Annotated in this window: 15 protein-coding genes, 1 pseudogene and 1 other annotated feature; of the genes and pseudogenes, 12 read left to right on the top strand and 4 right to left on the bottom strand. The window is 47.1% G+C overall.

Features of this window, described 5'->3' with window-relative positions; genetic code table 11:
- Nucleotides 1–366 precede the first annotated feature (366 nt).
- The 3 genes from ACTHRH_RS04735 (at nucleotide 367) to ACTHRH_RS04725 (ending at nucleotide 3967) form a co-directional block, all read left to right on the top strand.
- Nucleotides 367–1344, top strand: a complete 978-nt coding sequence (locus tag ACTHRH_RS04735; RefSeq protein WP_440414334.1) for an ABC transporter permease — start codon at nucleotides 367–369, stop codon at nucleotides 1342–1344.
- 15 nt (nucleotides 1345–1359) lie between these two features.
- Entirely contained in the window at nucleotides 1360–2271 is a 912-nt protein-coding gene (locus ACTHRH_RS04730; RefSeq protein ID WP_379287531.1) for a carbohydrate ABC transporter permease, read from the top strand.
- A gap of 88 nt (nucleotides 2272–2359) precedes the next feature.
- Complete coding sequence (locus ACTHRH_RS04725) at nucleotides 2360–3967, top strand: extracellular solute-binding protein (protein ID WP_144941128.1); 1608 nt, start codon at nucleotides 2360–2362, stop codon at nucleotides 3965–3967.
- Between the two features lie 15 nt (nucleotides 3968–3982).
- On the opposite strand, the gene ACTHRH_RS04720 is transcribed toward ACTHRH_RS04725, so the two are convergent.
- The 4 genes from ACTHRH_RS04720 to ACTHRH_RS04705 form a co-directional block, all read right to left on the bottom strand.
- A complete protein-coding gene (locus ACTHRH_RS04720; RefSeq protein WP_440414331.1) occupies nucleotides 3983–4468 on the bottom strand; it encodes a helix-turn-helix domain-containing protein in 486 nt (161 codons plus the stop codon).
- 81 nt (nucleotides 4469–4549) lie between these two features.
- Nucleotides 4550–6061 carry a hypothetical protein gene (locus tag ACTHRH_RS04715; RefSeq protein WP_440414329.1) on the bottom strand — a complete coding sequence of 504 codons (1512 nt, stop codon included), beginning with the start codon at nucleotides 6059–6061 and terminating at the stop codon, nucleotides 4550–4552.
- Complete coding sequence (locus ACTHRH_RS04710; protein WP_440414327.1) at nucleotides 6040–6279, bottom strand: hypothetical protein; 240 nt, start codon at nucleotides 6277–6279, stop codon at nucleotides 6040–6042. The genes ACTHRH_RS04715 and ACTHRH_RS04710 overlap by 22 nt, the downstream gene beginning before the upstream one ends.
- A 164-nt stretch (nucleotides 6280–6443) precedes the next feature.
- On the bottom strand, nucleotides 6444–7703 hold the full coding sequence (locus ACTHRH_RS04705) for an ATP-binding protein (protein ID WP_440414325.1): 1260 nt from the start codon (nucleotides 7701–7703) through the stop codon (nucleotides 6444–6446).
- Nucleotides 7704–8094: 391 nt separating this feature from the next.
- On the opposite strand from ACTHRH_RS04705, the gene ACTHRH_RS04700 reads away from it, so the two are divergent.
- The 9 genes and pseudogenes from ACTHRH_RS04700 to ACTHRH_RS04660 all read left to right on the top strand — a co-directional run bounded on the left by ACTHRH_RS04700 (nucleotide 8095) and on the right by ACTHRH_RS04660 (nucleotide 15921).
- Nucleotides 8095–8499 (top strand): Rrf2 family transcriptional regulator, encoded by a 405-nt coding sequence (locus ACTHRH_RS04700; protein ID WP_440414323.1) that lies wholly within the window; start codon nucleotides 8095–8097, stop codon nucleotides 8497–8499.
- Nucleotides 8500–8617: 118 nt separating this feature from the next.
- Nucleotides 8618–9523 (top strand): NAD(P)/FAD-dependent oxidoreductase, encoded by a 906-nt coding sequence (locus ACTHRH_RS04695; protein ID WP_440414321.1) that lies wholly within the window; start codon nucleotides 8618–8620, stop codon nucleotides 9521–9523.
- 206 nt (nucleotides 9524–9729) lie between these two features.
- Nucleotides 9730–10185, top strand: coding sequence for an NUDIX hydrolase (locus ACTHRH_RS04690; RefSeq protein WP_440414319.1), 456 nt, complete (start codon nucleotides 9730–9732; stop codon nucleotides 10183–10185).
- Nucleotides 10186–10620: 435 nt separating this feature from the next.
- On the top strand, nucleotides 10621–11343 hold the full coding sequence (locus ACTHRH_RS04685; protein WP_440414317.1) for an aminoglycoside phosphotransferase family protein: 723 nt from the start codon (nucleotides 10621–10623) through the stop codon (nucleotides 11341–11343).
- A gap of 84 nt (nucleotides 11344–11427) precedes the next feature.
- Nucleotides 11428–11644: a binding site (T-box leader), on the top strand.
- 47 nt (nucleotides 11645–11691) lie between these two features.
- A pseudogene (locus ACTHRH_RS04680) lies at nucleotides 11692–13555 on the top strand (arginine--tRNA ligase).
- A 39-nt stretch (nucleotides 13556–13594) separates the two neighbouring features.
- Entirely contained in the window at nucleotides 13595–13858 is a 264-nt protein-coding gene (locus tag ACTHRH_RS04675; protein ID WP_440414315.1) for a hypothetical protein, read from the top strand.
- A 366-nt stretch (nucleotides 13859–14224) separates the two neighbouring features.
- Nucleotides 14225–15106: a phosphotransferase gene (locus ACTHRH_RS04670; protein WP_440414313.1), complete on the top strand. Its 882-nt coding sequence runs from the start codon at nucleotides 14225–14227 to the stop codon at nucleotides 15104–15106.
- Nucleotides 15103–15513: an endonuclease/exonuclease/phosphatase family protein gene (locus tag ACTHRH_RS04665; protein ID WP_440414311.1), complete on the top strand. Its 411-nt coding sequence runs from the start codon at nucleotides 15103–15105 to the stop codon at nucleotides 15511–15513. Before ACTHRH_RS04670 ends, ACTHRH_RS04665 begins: the two co-directional genes overlap by 4 nt.
- A gap of 24 nt (nucleotides 15514–15537) precedes the next feature.
- On the top strand, nucleotides 15538–15921 hold the full coding sequence (locus tag ACTHRH_RS04660; RefSeq protein WP_440414309.1) for an endonuclease/exonuclease/phosphatase family protein: 384 nt from the start codon (nucleotides 15538–15540) through the stop codon (nucleotides 15919–15921).
- The last annotated feature ends 548 nt before the right edge of the window (nucleotides 15922–16469 follow it).

Below are 16469 nucleotides of genomic sequence, written 5' to 3'. Positions count from 1 at the left end.
AAATCACCGGTCTTTCACAACGCGCGCCTCCCCCGGTGCGCGTTGTTGCTGCGCTACATGTCTTCATTTGATCCCTACCCCATATAAGGCCTTTTCCGAAACGAAACATATGTAGATTTTGACTTGGTATCCCCACATCAATTATGACCAATTTTACGGTATTTGCGGCGGGCAGAAGGGGGAGAGCGGTAGCGTCAAATCCGGCCCCCACGCGAATTTATCCGATAACACTGACAATACATAATCGACATATTTACGTTCTTCATAGAAATTGTCTACAATCTTGATTGAAAGCGCTATCCTAAAGGGCGCGGCGTTATGCATAACGACAATGTACTGGAACACTTGCCAAGGAGGGAGGATCCGATGCGAGACAACGGAAGGAACACTCTTGCCGTGAATTTGGAACCCGTCAAGGTCGACGACAAGTTAAGCAAGAGAAAGTCGTTCCGGAGAAAGCTGCTCAAAAACTGGGAGCTCTATTTGTTTATTGCCCCAGCGTTCTTTTACTTCCTGATCTTTCACTATGTCCCTATGTATGGAATACAGATCGCTTTCAAAAACTTTATTCCCACGAAGGGAATTTTGGGAAGCCCTTGGGTAGGATTCGATCATTTCGAACGATTTTTCAACTCCTACTATTTCTGGGATCTGCTGTGGAATACGCTCAGTATCAGCCTGTACGAATTAGCGGTTGGCTTTCCGCTTCCCATCATTCTGGCGTTATCCTTTAATGAAGCCAAGAATGTTTTTTTCAAAAGAGCTGTGCAAACCGTTACCTATGCGCCTCATTTTATTTCCGTGGTCGTGATGGCCGGCATTATTATCACGTTCTTATCGCCAACGACGGGAATCATTATTCATATGTTGAATTTTCTAGGAATCGATGCGCCGGCATTCCTGACCGATCCGGCCTGGTTCAAGACGGTGTACGTCCTGTCCGGCGTCTGGCAGAGTACAGGATGGGGAACGATTATCTATCTGGCTGCCCTGTCCGGGGTGGATCCACAGCTTTATGAGGCGGCCATTATGGATGGCGCAAGCCGTTGGCAGAGAATTTGGAATATCAATATTCCGGCCATCATTCCTACCATTACGATTTTGCTCATCCTGAACATGGGCAGTATTCTGGGCGTTGGTTTTGAAAAGATATTACTCCTTCAGAACCCCCTTAACATGGAAGCTTCGGATGTTATTTCCACTTTCGTTTATCGTTCCGGTCTGTTGGATGCCCAATACAGCTTCTCCACGGCAGTAGGCTTATTTAATTCGGTAGTTAATGCCATATTGCTCGTTACTGTCAATCAAATTGCGCGCCGCACCAACGAAACCAGCTTGTGGTAAAGGAGGGGGTGCTGTATGGCAGCCGCCGTGAAAGAAACGAAAGCGGATAAAATTTTCATCGTCTTCAACTATATATATCTTGTATTGGCCTTCATCATTGTGGCGTACCCGATTCTGTATATTATCAGCGCATCGATCAGCGATCCGAAGCTGGTCAATTCGGGGGAGATGTGGTTATTTCCTAAGGGAATAACGTTCGAAGGCTATATGAGGGTATTCGAGAACGCCAAAATATGGTCCGGCTACAAAAATACAATCATCTATACGCTGGTGGGGACGGCAGTCAATTTGTTTGTCACGCTGCCCGCGGCCTATGCATTGAGCCGTAAAGATTTTATCGGACGAAACTTCTTCATGGGGATGTTTTTGTTTACCATGTTTTTCGGCGGCGGTCTGGTACCCGGATACCTGCTTGTCAAAAATTTGGGGCTCGTCAACACCATGTGGGCGCTCATCCTGCCGGGAGCTGCGTCCGTATGGAATATCATCGTCGCCCGCACCTTCTTCCAATCAACGATTCCGAAGGAATTGCAGGAGGCCGCTCACATCGACGGCTGCACCAATCTCAGACTGTTCGTCAAGGTCGTCCTGCCGCTGTCGACGCCAATCATTGCCGTTATGGCTTTGTTCTATGGGGTCGGGCATTGGAACAGCTATTTTGGAGCGCTCATTTATTTGAACGAAGAAACGAAATACCCACTGCAAATGATTTTGCGCCAGATTCTCGTTCTGCAGGAGATGTCCGCCATGACCAAAGGAGCGGCGATCGATTCATCGGTCGCAGCGGCTATGAACAACAAGGCGGAAGTAGCCGCGCTCGTGAAATATGCAGTAATTATTGTATCGTCGCTGCCGGTTATCGTCGTCTATCCATTTGTGCAGAGGTACTTTGTGCAAGGGGTTATGATCGGTTCGGTCAAAGGCTGATTCCTTGATCTGGAACCCCATTCTTCACACAATTGCTTTGGTGTCGGATGCTTTTCAAATCATGAACAGAATAAGGGAGGAAGCAAGCATGCAACAGCTTATCAACATGCGGGCGGCTGCGCTGGCTGCGACAATGCTCATGACAGTGTTGGCGGGTTGCAGTTCACCCGACAAGCAGGGAGCAGACAACCCGGAGCATAAGGATCCGGTCTCGGGAAGCCATGTTAATAAAGAAGGATTCCCGATCGTGAACGAACCGCTCTCCTTAACGATGATGGGACCCGATGTCGGAATTCAGAACTGGCAGGATATGGTCGTATTCCAGGAAATGGAGAAGCTGACGGGCATCAAGCTGCAGTTCCGCAATGCCCCGCTGGACAGCTTCGATACGAAGAAGAACCTGGTCTTCGCCAGCGGAGATTTGCCGGATATTTTCTATGCGGCACAGATTACGTCGGCCGAGGAAGTCAACTATGGGGGACAGGGGCTTCTTGTGCCGCTGGAGGAATTGATCGACCAGTACGCACCGAACATTAAGAAGGTGCTGGATAAACACCCGGACATTCGCAAATCGATTACGACGCCGGATGGGCATATATACTCCCTGCCGCGCATCGACCTGTCCGCTGTCTGGTATCGGGGCCCTATGTGGTATAACGGCAAATTTCTGAAAGCGCTCAACATGGATAAACTGCCGGAGACTACGGAAGAGCTGTACACCTATCTGAAAAGGGTTAAGGAAGAAGATCCGAACGGCAACGGCAAGCAGGACGAAATTCCGCTCGTGTCCGTCAAGCTGGATGATATTCGGATGTTCATGCTGGGCTTCTGGGGAATCTACGGCGAAGTGATCTATGCCGATAAAGACGGTAAAGTTCATTATACTCCGATGGAAGAAGGATATAAGGGCTATCTGACCTTTCTGAACCGGCTGTGGAACGAAGGCCTGCTGGATAAGGAAACCTTCTCCCAAACGGACGATCAGAAGAAAGCCAAAGGGAAAAACAATCAAGTGGCGCTGTTCTCCGACTATCATCCATACTTCACGTTAGGCGGGGAGCCGGGCACGGACGATCCGATGATGCTGCCTGTGAAGAGCGACATGGTCGATGCCCCGGTTTACGGCAAGCATCCCGGCCTGTCAACGGGTGCGTTCGCGATTACGAGCAGCAATCCGTCCCCGGAAGCGACCATGCGCTGGATCGATTACCTGTATACTTATGAAGGGGCGACGTTGTTCGGCCAAGGTCCGGAAGGAATCCTATGGAAGTATAAGGACAAAGAGAAGCAGATCAAAGAATGGCTGCCCGTTCCTGGCGGTGGCGACCGGGAAGACTACAGGGCAACGCTGACTCCCGACTACGGCATTGTGACGCCGGGAGTAGCGGATGCCAAGGTGAGCCAAGGACTGAGAGGCGAATTCGATGATTGGCTGGATAAAGAAACCTTGGAGAAGCTGGTGCCGTACGCCAAAGTCCCTTATCCAAAAGTATACCAGACACAGGAGGAGCAGCAGGAAACATCCAGATTGCGCTCGGATCTCGATACTTATGTGAAACAGATGGAAGCGAAGTTCGTTACGGGCCAAGAGCCGCTCAGCAACTGGGATAAGTATAGCGATCAATTGAAGAAAATGGGAGCGGATCGGGTTGTGGAAATCTACCAGGCCGCCTATGACCGTTGGGATTCGAAATAAAGCATTAAGATTCGGCTATTCATCATCTGCATATAGCAATGTCTTTTCACGTGCCGTATGCAACTTTCGATACTGCCCTGGTGTATATCCGGTCACCTTCTTGAATTTGCGAATGAAATTAGGCGCGTCCAGATAGCCGACCCGGGCGATAATATCCTTCAGCGGATCGCCGGTCGTCAGCAGCAGTCGTTTCACTTCTTCCATTCTGCGCTGCCAAACGTATTGCGAGAAATTGCATCCCGTCCGCTCTTTGAAGGCGCGGCTCAAGTAAGAGGACGAGATAGAATGTTTCTGCGCGAGCTTATCCAGGCTGAGCTGGTAGTCGGTGTACTCCTCATCGACCTGAGCGATGATCTCATCCATGATCGAGTGCTGTTTGGTTTCCGTGTTCATTTCGACCTGCTTGCAAATTTGCGCGGCGAACATTCCCAGCTTATTTTCCAGTTCCTCCAGTGATTCGAAGGAGGTCATGTTCGGGATATCCCGGACAAATTCGGCCATTCCCAGCTCCGACGCCGTCTTGAGGAGGGTGTTCAGGAGATCGAAGCAAATGCAGCGCAAAAAAGCTAATGACAGCTTCTGCTACTTGATGTTGGCAAAGATTGTACGGATCATTTGTATCGCGACGGTTTCGTTGCCGTGCCTCAAGCTTTGGACCAGCTTGAGCAGCGCATCCTTCGGAATCCAGTAGGTTGAATGCGGAGTATCGGAGAGCTTCTCGAAGTAAGTCGTGCTGCCCTTGCCGCTGGCCATGCGGTATTCCAGCGCCGAGGAGGCTTCAATATAGGATTGGTTCAGCATCCCGGGGCTCGAATAGCACTTGCCGATCCCGAAGGACGGAATCAGATGCGAGTTCTCCATCACGATAGCACGTAAGGCTTCCACGATCCGCTCGATCCGCCGATTCGGCGAATGGCCGTGATCTGTTGTTCCAGCCATGCAGATAATGAGTGCAATTTGATCGGACTGCGGTAGCTCAACGCCATAAACCAGCGTTTTATATTCGGGAATACTCACTTCCGTCAACAGATGGATAATTTTCTGGCGATCCTGGAATGGCTCCGATAAGCCGGGATATTCGTCCCAAGCCATGGAAATGACGAAGTAACGGTCACCAACCAATTGCACGCCGAACATCTTCAAGAGCTGCCCCGCTTGCTGTTCCTCAGGCAACCCGTGCGTCAACAGCATAAGCAAAAACTGGTTCCTGGCATAGGGCTCCTGAAGATCGACACGGGTACTGTAGTTATGCAGCATCTGGCGAATCCAATCCAGTTCATTGGGGGATTTCGTCAGAGCGGGGGCGGTGGAGTCCGCCTTCAGCTTGGCAAATTCCAGCAAATCGTGAATAGGGTGATACTGCCTCTTGGCGAGGATAACGGCTGCGAATGTCCCGACCAAGACAACGATGGCAAAGGCAAGCAAAAAGAAGGTCTGGATATGGAAAACATGACTGAAAAATTGGTCGCTCGGTATAGCGGTCACGTAGGTCCAGTCATTGAAGCTCGACTTGACGGCCACAACAGAGTGCGATTGGTTGTTCAGCTTCAAGCTGTGGGTGCCCGGGCTCAATTCCGGGAGGACGTGCAGTTCTTCCGTTGGTATGGGAGCACCGTGGTTATTTCGGGCAAGCACTCGGCCGTCCTGGTCAAATATGTAGCTATTCCCTTTAAAATCATTAAGGATGGAGTCCATCAGTCCCGTAAGCCGGGATTCCTCCATTAAATACAGGACTGTGCCATGTGGATAAGAATGGTTCGGCATGATCGGAACTAGATAAGCCAGCAATGATTTTTCAAGATGCACGTTGGTGTTTACTGAACCCGCCGGGCGTACTACCGGGTAAGCGACATTATTCAAATCGTCGATGATCTCTTCCTTGCTCCAGTCCTTGAATGAATAGGATTGATCGAACAGCACATCAAGATTCGTCAGGCCGCGGGATGAGTAGATAACGTTATCTTTGCGGAAATACAAGAAGATTTCTTCCAGGATCGAGCTGTTCGCTTTATACTTCTCGAGGGTTAGAATGGCGTCGCGGGAATAATAAGGATGGCTGACCATATATGGAGTCAGTCGTTCATCGTAAGCCATCCGGGTTGCAATTCCCGAAGCTCGGTCATACGCGCATCGATGTTGTGCTTGACCTGGTTCAACTGGTTGACAAAAGAATGCTCGATCTCGGCGCGTAAATTTTGGACGGCATTATGGTAGATGAAGAAGGTAAGTATAATTAGAGGAATAAGAAAGATTAAGAGATAGGACCAAATGTACTGCAGCAGCAGTTTGGACTTAAAGTTACTCCAACTCATTAGGCACCTCCCCATTCTTTTGAAAGCCGGGAAATGTTACGCCTACAAGCAGATACGGATAACCCCAGATAGAGGTACGGTCAACAGTATGATATTACCAGTATAGATAATTAAAGGAATGGGGGCAATGGGAAACCTTCGTACAGACAACTGCTCAAGATATATCATTCAACAGGAGACTCTTGCGGGACAGGGATGATTAGAGTCACCCTCGTTCCCGCTCCTTTCTTGCTATTCACTTCCACTCTTCCTCCCATTCCTCTAAGAATGCTGTAGCTGTACATCGTTCCAAGACCGGTTCCCTTCTCCTTCGTGGAATAGAACGGCATACCCAGTCTGTCTATTTCCTCCTGAGTCATTCCGACCCCTTGATCAGTAATATCTATGACGAGTTCGTTCTTCCTCTTCACAGCGTTAATCTGGAGAACGCCGCCGTCCTCCATGGCTTCAATTCCGTTTTTCATAATATTGATAAAACATTGCTTTATTTTGGCCAGGTCGGCCACCAAATGAAGACCAGGCGGGATCAAGCTGTGAATTTCAACCTTGTTAAGGTTGGCATAGGGAGACATGGTCCTCGTGACTTGCGCGATGACTTTCCCCAGTTCAAGCGGTTCGGTGATATCGGGGTCAGGCTTCGCAATGGACAAATACTGGGTAATGATCGATAGAGCTCTTTCGAGTTCCTGTTTCATCAGCTGCTGATACTCCCGGTTTTGCTGTTCCGTCCCCCGATTTTCGATCAATAGCTGCAGGAAACCGTTCACTACCGTCAGAGGGTTTCGGATCTCATGTGCAATGGAGGCGGTAAGATTGCCGAATAAGGACAGCTTCTCTGCTTGCCGAATCTCTTTTTTCAGACGGGATTTCTCTATCAGATTTTCAAGTAAGTAGACAGACATCCATATAGTAATCAGGTTAATGGCGATGTACTCAAGGAAAAACCGTATATAGATTTCTGATTGTCCCAAGGTGGCCATAGAGGAGATGCTGACGATTATGGAATAGAACAGCGTAAAGAAAGTAGCTATTGCCATTTTCTTGCGTATGGAAAAAGAGTCGCGAAAAGGCCCCGCAATCATCAAGCCAAGCATAAGAATACAGGCTACCTCGATAGAAGCATAGAATCCGCCGCCTCCTAAGAGATACCGGTAAAGCAGATGCACTGCCGTAATAATAACCAGATTGCGATACCCGCTGTAGAAAAAGCACAAGATGACCGGAATGAACCGCAAATCAAAGAAAAATCCCGAATAAATGTGGATAGGGAAGGTCATACATAGAAGATTGGTCGCGGAAAACAGGAGCAGGCTTATGAACGATTTGTATTTTTCTTTTTCTCTATCCAGACATAAGACTTGATAAAGAAATATGGAAATAAGGACAATAAAGGCGTTTAACAATAATGTATGGATATTAATCATATCAATCCGCCGCCCTTTGTCTTAGAATAAGTAATTTCAGTGAAAAGCGAAACCGTATCGCTTCCTGAGAACGATTAACACTCGGGGCGGGTGGCCGCCGATGCTCCGCCAATCCAGCCATCCAACATCCGACTATTAAACAGTAGTATTAATTTCAATATAGTGCTGTAAAAATCCTGCAAAAAGTGAGGATGACCGAGCAAATTTGACCTTTGTAAATGCTGGAAATAATGAATCATTAACTAAACATACGAATAGGTATGGTTATGGTTGCTTAGCTGCAGGTTGAAGCGATTCGTGATATATTACAAAAAAAGAAGACAGCTTGACACAACGGCAAATTCAAGGATATTATAGACCCAATAAGTCTGTGATGAGGTGAGGTGCTTCCATGAAATTTACAAAAGCGACGAATTACGCCCTGCACACCATGCTCATGCTCGTTGCCGCTTCTCCGGTCAAGCCGGTAGGGGTTCAGCAACTGGCGGAGTCCCAAGGCGTTTCACCGACCTATCTATCCAAAATATTGACGAGACTCGTAAAAGCGGGGATGATCGAATCGATTTCCGGCGCTAATGGCGGCTATCGGTTGTCCAGCAACAAAGACGACATTACTTTTCTGGATATTATCCACGCTATTGAGGGCACCGCCTCCATGTTTGAATGTGGTTTCGTCCACAGCGACGAGTGCTTGATACAAGCGGTCATGAAGGAAGCCGAAGAGAAGATGGAGTCGCATCTTAGAGAAACAAAATTAGCCGATCTGGCCCAGAAGCAGTTGAAAGGATTAAGGTGAGCTTTTTATATTTTTAGGAAAGATGGTGTTTCGTTGAGGTAAAGCATGTTTTCTTGTTCTTATTACAGACATTAAGAGTCTCTAATATCTTCGAAATCAATAAGAAAGGATGAATTTCATGACGATTTACGATTGCGCGATTATCGGAGGAGGTCCTGCAGGCTTGAATGCGGCCCTAGTGCTAGGCAGGGCAAGAAGAAGTGTGGCTTTGATCGATAACAATCAGCCCAGGAATGCCGTTACGCATGCGTCTCACGGCTTTATTACGAGAGACGGCGTAACTCCGGCCGAATTCCGCCGCATTGCTTATGAGGAGGTGCTCCGTTACCCTACTGTCGAACATTTACCAATCGAGGTGGCCTCGGTGGGCAGGATCGAATCCGGATTTGAAATATGCGATTTGTCAGGACAGCGTGTTCAAGCACGAAAGCTGATCTTGGCAACAGGCGTGAAAGAAGTTTTTCCGGAGATCGAAGGCTTCTATCCGCTATACGGAAAGAGTTTGTTCAATTGTCCCTATTGTGACGGCTGGGAGCTGCGGGACCAACCGCTCGCCGTCGTTTCCGAATATCCGGACGTCTTTCATAAAGCCAAACTGCTCCTCAGTTGGAGCAAGGATTTGATCGTCTGCACGAACGGGAAGGCTACCTTGTCGGATGAGCAGAAACAACGGCTTCAATCCTGGGGAATCGCGATCATGGAGCAGCCTATTATGTCGTTCATCGGGCACAACGGGCGGCTTGAGCGTATTCGATTCGCTGATGGGACCGAAATTCCGAGAACCGGCGGCTTCGTATCCCCCAAATTTGTTCAAAGCGCGCCATTCATTGAGCAATTGGGCTGTGAAAGGACGGATATGGGCGGGATCAAGACGGATAAGGGGGGAAGAACCTCGGTTCCCGGACTCTATGCCGCCGGTGATGCCTCATACATCGGACCCTCCCAAGTAGTGTTCGCCGCAGCTGACGGCAGCCGAACCGCCATGAGTGTCCATATGGATTTGACAGAGGAAGAATACGGATAAAATGAAATAAATCCGTACGAGGCCTTTATTTGTAACTCTTACGCTTGGAGAATAAGCTTTGTAGATAATCCCTTGTCAGAAATAAGAAATTTGTCTTTTGCAAACAAACGTTCTATTATAGTAGTAATTGCCGTATTTGAACATAAAGTTCATAATTTAGACGATTACGATTTTACCCTGTTTAGAATCGGCGAAAGGGGCTTATCATGGAGTGTACTTGGTTTGGTCTTGATGAAATAAATTCTAATGAAATTAAATATGTTGTCATGATTGCCGAATATCAAAACCAGTTGATAATTATACGGAATAAGCTACGTCAACAATGGGAATTGCCCGGGGGTAAGAGGGAAAAGAATGAAGATCTAATTCAAGCTGCAAGTAGAGAATTATATGAAGAAACAGGGGCGGTACAATTTGAATTAACACCGTTTGCAGTATATTTGATGAATGGTAGTTATGGCATGATGTTCTTCGTCAAAGTTACCGAATTATACGAATTACCGAGCTATGAGATTGAAGAAATTATGTTAGTTGCTCAACTACCGGAAAACTTATTATATGGACCGGTATATTACGACATGTATGCAAAATGGCTGGATGCAAAAAAACTGAACTTAAGGTCATATGTAATTAATTATAATGACTCAGTCCCGATTAACTAAGCCGAAGACTCGTCTAACGGATTTTTTAAGGACTCCTTGATTTGGAAAGAAGTAAGGACTTTCCACGCTATAAAGTATCTGCTACCTTGAAAATCTGTTTTCAATTTCTGCTGGTGCCGTGCAAACGGATTTTCTAAACTGGAATAAGGATGCAATAGAACTCCATGCTGAAAAAGGTTAGAATTGAGTCTAAAGATGGAAATAAGTTCCTGATTGATCAGGAGCGGAGGTGATGCTCTTATGAACAAGCATTACAGCTTCAAGCCCAAGGAAACCGAAAATATCATTAACCGTTTTGGCCAAGAGTTCTATGCGAAAGTTCTTAGGGATATCGAAGAATATACAGACAAGTGGAGGCTGACCTCTTTTCAGTTTATCCCTTCCTATTCCGCAAACTTGATCTTTAGATGCTGCTCGGAAACCTTCGGGAATGCAGTGCTTAAATTAGGCAACCCTGCTTTTCGAGAAATCTTTACGGAGTATAGCACTTTATGTGAATATAACGGCGGACGATTTTGCAAAGCGTTTGATGCCGATATTGACAACGGCGTCATCCTTGAAGAGGATGTGCGTCCGGGAATTCCTTTAAGAAAAGAGAGCTCACTGGATAAGAGACTAGCTGTATTCTGCTCAATATATAAAGGCTTGCACATTATGCCCGCCAATGCGGAAATATACCCGACTTACCTAGAGTGGGTCGGCAGGATCACAGAATACATGAGCACGCGGCATGATTGTAAAGAATTGTATGGTTATATGAAAAAAGCAAAAGAGATCTGCTTATCGGTTTCCTCGATATATTCACAACAGATGCTGCTTCATGGAGATTTGCACCACGATAATCTGTTGCTCGGCCGGGACGGACAATATTTCATTATCGATCCTAAAGGCGTAATAGGCGATCCCGTATTTGATGTTCCGCGGTTTATATTAAATGAATTCGGCGATGAAATCACTCCGGAATTGTTTAAGAAAATTAACGATATCATAGGCATACTGGAACAAAACCTTAACCTTCCAAATGAAATTATAAGGCAGTGCCTTTATGTGGAGACGGCAATGGGTGCCTGCTGGAGCGCGGAAGACAGCTCAATCCCTGAAAAATATCCGAAGCTTATTAAAGACGTTGCTTTCGCAGAAAGCCTTCTGACCGGTTGATGACAAGGCGAACCACACGGTTCGAGCTTGTGGACGGGAGATTGACTTTATTAAGGTTTAGATATACTATTTTACAAAATATCACAAAATTTAATGACCGGGAGAGTACCTGTTGACTCGAGTCAAAGAGAGCCGGAAGAGGTGAGAGCCGGTACGGAGTGAGCAGGGAAACGGACCCGCGAGAATGGCTTCTGAATGGTAAGTAGGAAGTCACGGCCAAGACCGTTATCTTATGGAGTGGTTAAACGACACGTTTAACAACAAGAGTGGTACCGCGAACGCATAAGCCTTCGTCTCTTTTATAGGGATGGAGGCTTTATTTTTAGTTTAGGAGGAGGGTTTTAAATGTTGATCAGTCAGCAGCTTCAAAACAGCATCGCAAAGTCGGTAAGGAGTCTTTTGGACGAAGCCGGTCTCGACTACAGCGATGACGTAAACATTTATGTCGAACAGCCTGCTCATCTGGAACATGGAGATTATTCAACGAACGTTGCGATGCAGCTTGCCAAAAGTTTACGTAAAGCACCCCTGCAAATTGCAAACATGTTGAAAATCAAGCTGGAAGAGGAAGGGAATATCGAGAACCTGTTTCATCGCGTCGAGGTCGCTCCTCCGGGATTTATCAATATGCATATCGATTGGAAGGAATGGGCTCACCGCGAATTCACCCTGCCTCTGAATAATGGTGAGAAGGTCATTGTTGAACATACTTCCATCAATCCGAACAAATCCGCCCACATCGGTCACCTGAGAAATTCTTGCATTGGCGATACCCTTGTACGACTCTTGAAAAGAGTCGGGTTTAATGTCGAAGTGCATAATTATATCGATGACCTGGGGAATCAGCTTGCCGATACGGTTGTAGGTATTTTGAATGTTCCCCATAAGAAAGAGCACTCGCGTTTTGGCGACTTCTGCTGGGATATTTACTCGGAGGTTAATAGAGAGTATGAAAAAAATACCCCATTGCTGGAACAAAGGACTAAAGTGCTTCATTCTCTGGAAGAGGGGAATGGGAACTTATCCTGGATCGGATTTCTTATAGCTGAACGGATTGTACGCGAACACCTCGAAGAGATGAGCGAGTTTGGCATTCACTATGATTTATTGGTCTGGGAGAGCCATATTGTCAGGGGTGGGTTCTGGGCGGCGGCATTCGGCTTACTGCAGCAGACGGCGCAGTTTTACCGGGAAACTTCCGGCAAGCTGGAGGGATGCTGGGTATTAAAACAGCCCTCGTCCGAAACGGAAGCTAAAGAGTCCGAACACAGTATGGACAAAGTTTTGGTCCGTTCCAACGGCATTTTGACCTATACCGCTAAAGATATCGCTTATCATCTATGGAAGTTCGGGCTGCTGGAAAAGGACTTCTTGTATAAACGCTTTTCGGAAGAACTGTGGACGACGAATGGTCATGGAATCCATTCCTCCTTTGGCAAAGCGGATATCGTCATCAACGTAATCGACCATAGACAAGTATATCCCCAGGCCATGGTGAAACAAGCTCTTGAAATCCTGGGGTACACCCAACAAGCCGAGAAGCTTCGTCATGTCAGCTATGGTGTGGTTTCATTAAGTCCGGGGGGCCGCGAAGGAACTAGGCATAGATACATCGGATGGCAAAGCCTCTTATGCTATGTCGGGAAGACAAGGAATAGGGATCAAGATCTCCGATTTACTTGATCTTATGGAAGAGATCATTGATAACAAACGTTCGGATAAAACCGGGCTAGCGAGCCGGATGATCGCCGCTGCCGCCATCCGTTACTATCTTCTTCGGTTCAGCTTGTTGACCGAGGTTGTTTTTGACATGCAGCAGGCGACAGAAGTAACCGGAAATACGGGTGTCTACTTGATGTACTCTTACGCTCGCGCGGCTAGCCTCTTAAATAAAGCCGAACGCGAATTGAATATGCAACCGATGGTTCCGGAAGAAATCCGTTCTATGGAGCAAGCGGAATACTCATTAATCAGACATATCGCTGCTTGGCAGGATACGCTATATGCAGCCAGTAAGGAACTGTCTCCAAATATGATATGTAATTACGCTCATGAGCTGGCTACCTTGTTCAACAATTTCTATGCCGCTTGCCCTATAATAAAGGCGGATAGCGATAAACAAGCGCTCAGGCTTTGGCTCACCTGCAAATTCAAAGAAACCATCGGCGACGCATTAACGGTTCTCGGTCTTCCTGCACCTGAGCGTATGTGAACTACGGATGAATATGAAATGTTTGATGGAGGGGACAAAATGCTCAAAATTACATTGCGTGGGACACCTTATGAAATTGGCTTCCAGCACGGTCAATCACTAAAGCCTTTGGTAAACGGAATTGTCGGTTATTTGCTGCATTCGGATCAGAATTGGCAAGAGAAAGAGATAGAAGAAACGATCAATCGACTGAATGAATCGGCTCCTGAATTGTTGGCGGAAATGATAGCTCCGAAGGATATAAACGACACCTTGCCCTCGAAGATTTGCTGTCCCAAAGCCAGTTGTCCGAACAAACCATGAAGACCATACTAAGCCACAAAGAGGGCGATTACCCGGTATGTCGAAAGACTACCCAGGTCAGTTTTATGGCTTTTCCAGAGCAACTAACGCTCAAGGTGTCCGACGGAAAACCGACTCCTGAAGGCTACCAAGACTTCATACTTACTTTATGACAAACTAATCATTAAAAAAATCATGAATTATCCCGATACCCCTGAGTGGAGGAGCAAGGAGAGTGTAAGAAGAGCAGAGTGTTTGCGAAAAAACTGTTTCGAACAGGATAGTTTAATTATGTTCAATCTTTACTATCTGAAAATTTCGGGGAAGAAGTACAATGATAGGAAAGGATAGGATCGTTGGACAGAAGCAAAGGAAGGTAGGGTGTGGATGAGTGATGTTCAAGCGCAATCGATACTCGTTCAGTTGAAGAATCAAGGAATTCTTCAACCGGCATGTATTTTGGACCGGGAAATGTCGGGTACGACTGCGGGCAAAGTATACACTGTCGGCTTTCGTGACGAACCGTTATATGTTCTGAAAATCGATGATCCTAAGCACGTAGAATTAGTGGCAAGCTTTCTTCATACCTACACAGGATTGATTTTCCCCAAGCTTCATTTTGTCGATCCGGCTCATCAATTCTTCGTCTATGAGTATATTCAAGGAACCGCCAATAAAGAGATGGGGTCCAAATCAGAATGGCTGTCCGCCTTGGCGGAGTCGCTCATAAATCGATATCAACGCGACAGTGCTGACCAAGGTTGGGGGTGGCTGGATGAGCCTCTTGCCGACTCATGGCCGTCGTTCCTGCAGCAGCGAATCTTGGAAGCTCGTGATCAAATAGGAGGCTTGCTGCCACAAGACGACCATGATTGGGTTAAGCAGCTTCCTGAAGCCATATACCGATCGGACAATCTGCAGGCATATTTGCTGCACGGGGACTGTGGGGTACATAATTTTATTTTTGATTCGTCCGTACTGAGAGGCGTCATCGACCCAGCGCCAATGGTCGGACCTCCGCATTATGATTTTCTCTTCGCCTTTTGCTCGTCTCCCGACGACTTGACTATGGATACACTTCGGCAAGCGGCCCGTACCTTACACCCTTCCTTGTGGCAGTGGGATAATCACCGGTCGTTGGTGGAAGAGGTGCTGGTTCAGCTTTATTGTAGAATTGCGACATGCTTAAAGTACCATTCTTCACATTTGCCAGAATATTTGGAAGCTTGGGCTTATTGGAGCAAGCTGAGGAACGAGGCGATTACATGATCATCGCTACTTATAATATATGGAACGACGAAAGAACGCTAAGCAGCAGACTGGCCGCCCTCTGCGAAGAAATCGGTTCGGTTCATGCGGATGTTATCTCTTTGCAGGAGGCTGCCACACAGACCCCCGGTTATTCGTCAAAACCGATTGCTGCCTATATCGCTGAACAGACGGGATATCCCTATGTCACCTTTCAGGCGTATCCGGATCTGGAAGATGCCGGGGAAGGTCTGGCGATACTAAGTAAACACCCTTTTGTGATGGAAAAAGCGATTTGGGATAGCGATTCGAATCCTTCGGTTTATTGCGCTTACCGGGCTATCCTGCAGGTCAATTCGGTTCGCATCGGCATAACGAATGTTCACCTGGACTGGAGGTGTGTGCTCACCCGAGAAGTTCAAATATGAGCTGTACTGGATTGGATCGACTCTATGGCCGAAATGGACACTGTGGAGTGGTTATGCGGTGATTTCAATGATTTGCCCGATTCTAGTATCCATAGGCTTCTGCAGGGGCGCCAATCGCTGAATGGCCGTGCCGCTAAATGGCTGGATCTCGCCGAATATGAGCAATGGCGAACAGGATTGCAGGCTCAACCAACCCTCGATTTTGCCCGAAATCCTCGCTGGAACGGCCTTCATACACTGCAAATGCCTGCTCGTGTGGATTGGATTATGCTGAGGCAGGACCCGCAGTATCAAGATCCGGAGCCCGTGGTCAGAAGCCTGCGCCTTTTCGGAACAGAGCCAACACCGATAGCGAACAAAGTTCCAAGCGATCACTATGGTGTTGTGGCCGAGCTTATTTTTTCGTGAATCTATTTAGGGCGGTAACTATTTATACTAAAAATCGCCTAGGCAACCCAATTACTTATTCCCTCGATGTGATTCCGACGATGTAACTGGATTTTATACAGGTAAATTCTATTGAATGGTAGAAAGCCGCTAGACTAACTGGAAAAACTACATTTAAAATGGAATACTTCGTCCTATATCATCATTTTTAGGAAATATAGATGGAGGATTTCCAGTTAGACCCCCATGCCTCTGACCGCGGCACCATCAGATGATGAAAATAGGGTTGTACGCTATAATTATTTTACGGCTGGCGAAGGTAGGTCGTACAACTATGGTGTTTCGAACCCGTCAGGTAGACTGATCACAACGACCAGGTGCACCACAGATTGTCGCTGCCGTTTGGCAAGCACGCAAGGTAGATTAACCCGAATATGGTTGTTGCACCAGCCTCGAATTTTACAGCCGTAGAAGGGATGTACGTTTATGCAAGTAGTTTATCCACACTGCTGCGGGCTTGACGTACACAAAAAAACCGTTACAGCCTGCGCTATCACACCGAAGGGCAA

The sequence above is a fragment of the Paenibacillus sp. SAFN-117 genome (genome assembly GCF_051966115.1).
GTDB lineage: Bacteria > Bacillota > Bacilli > Paenibacillales > NBRC-103111 > Paenibacillus_L > Paenibacillus_L residui.
The sequence above is the reverse complement of the archived record's forward strand: the minus strand, read 5'-3'. Positions and strand labels throughout refer to the sequence as shown.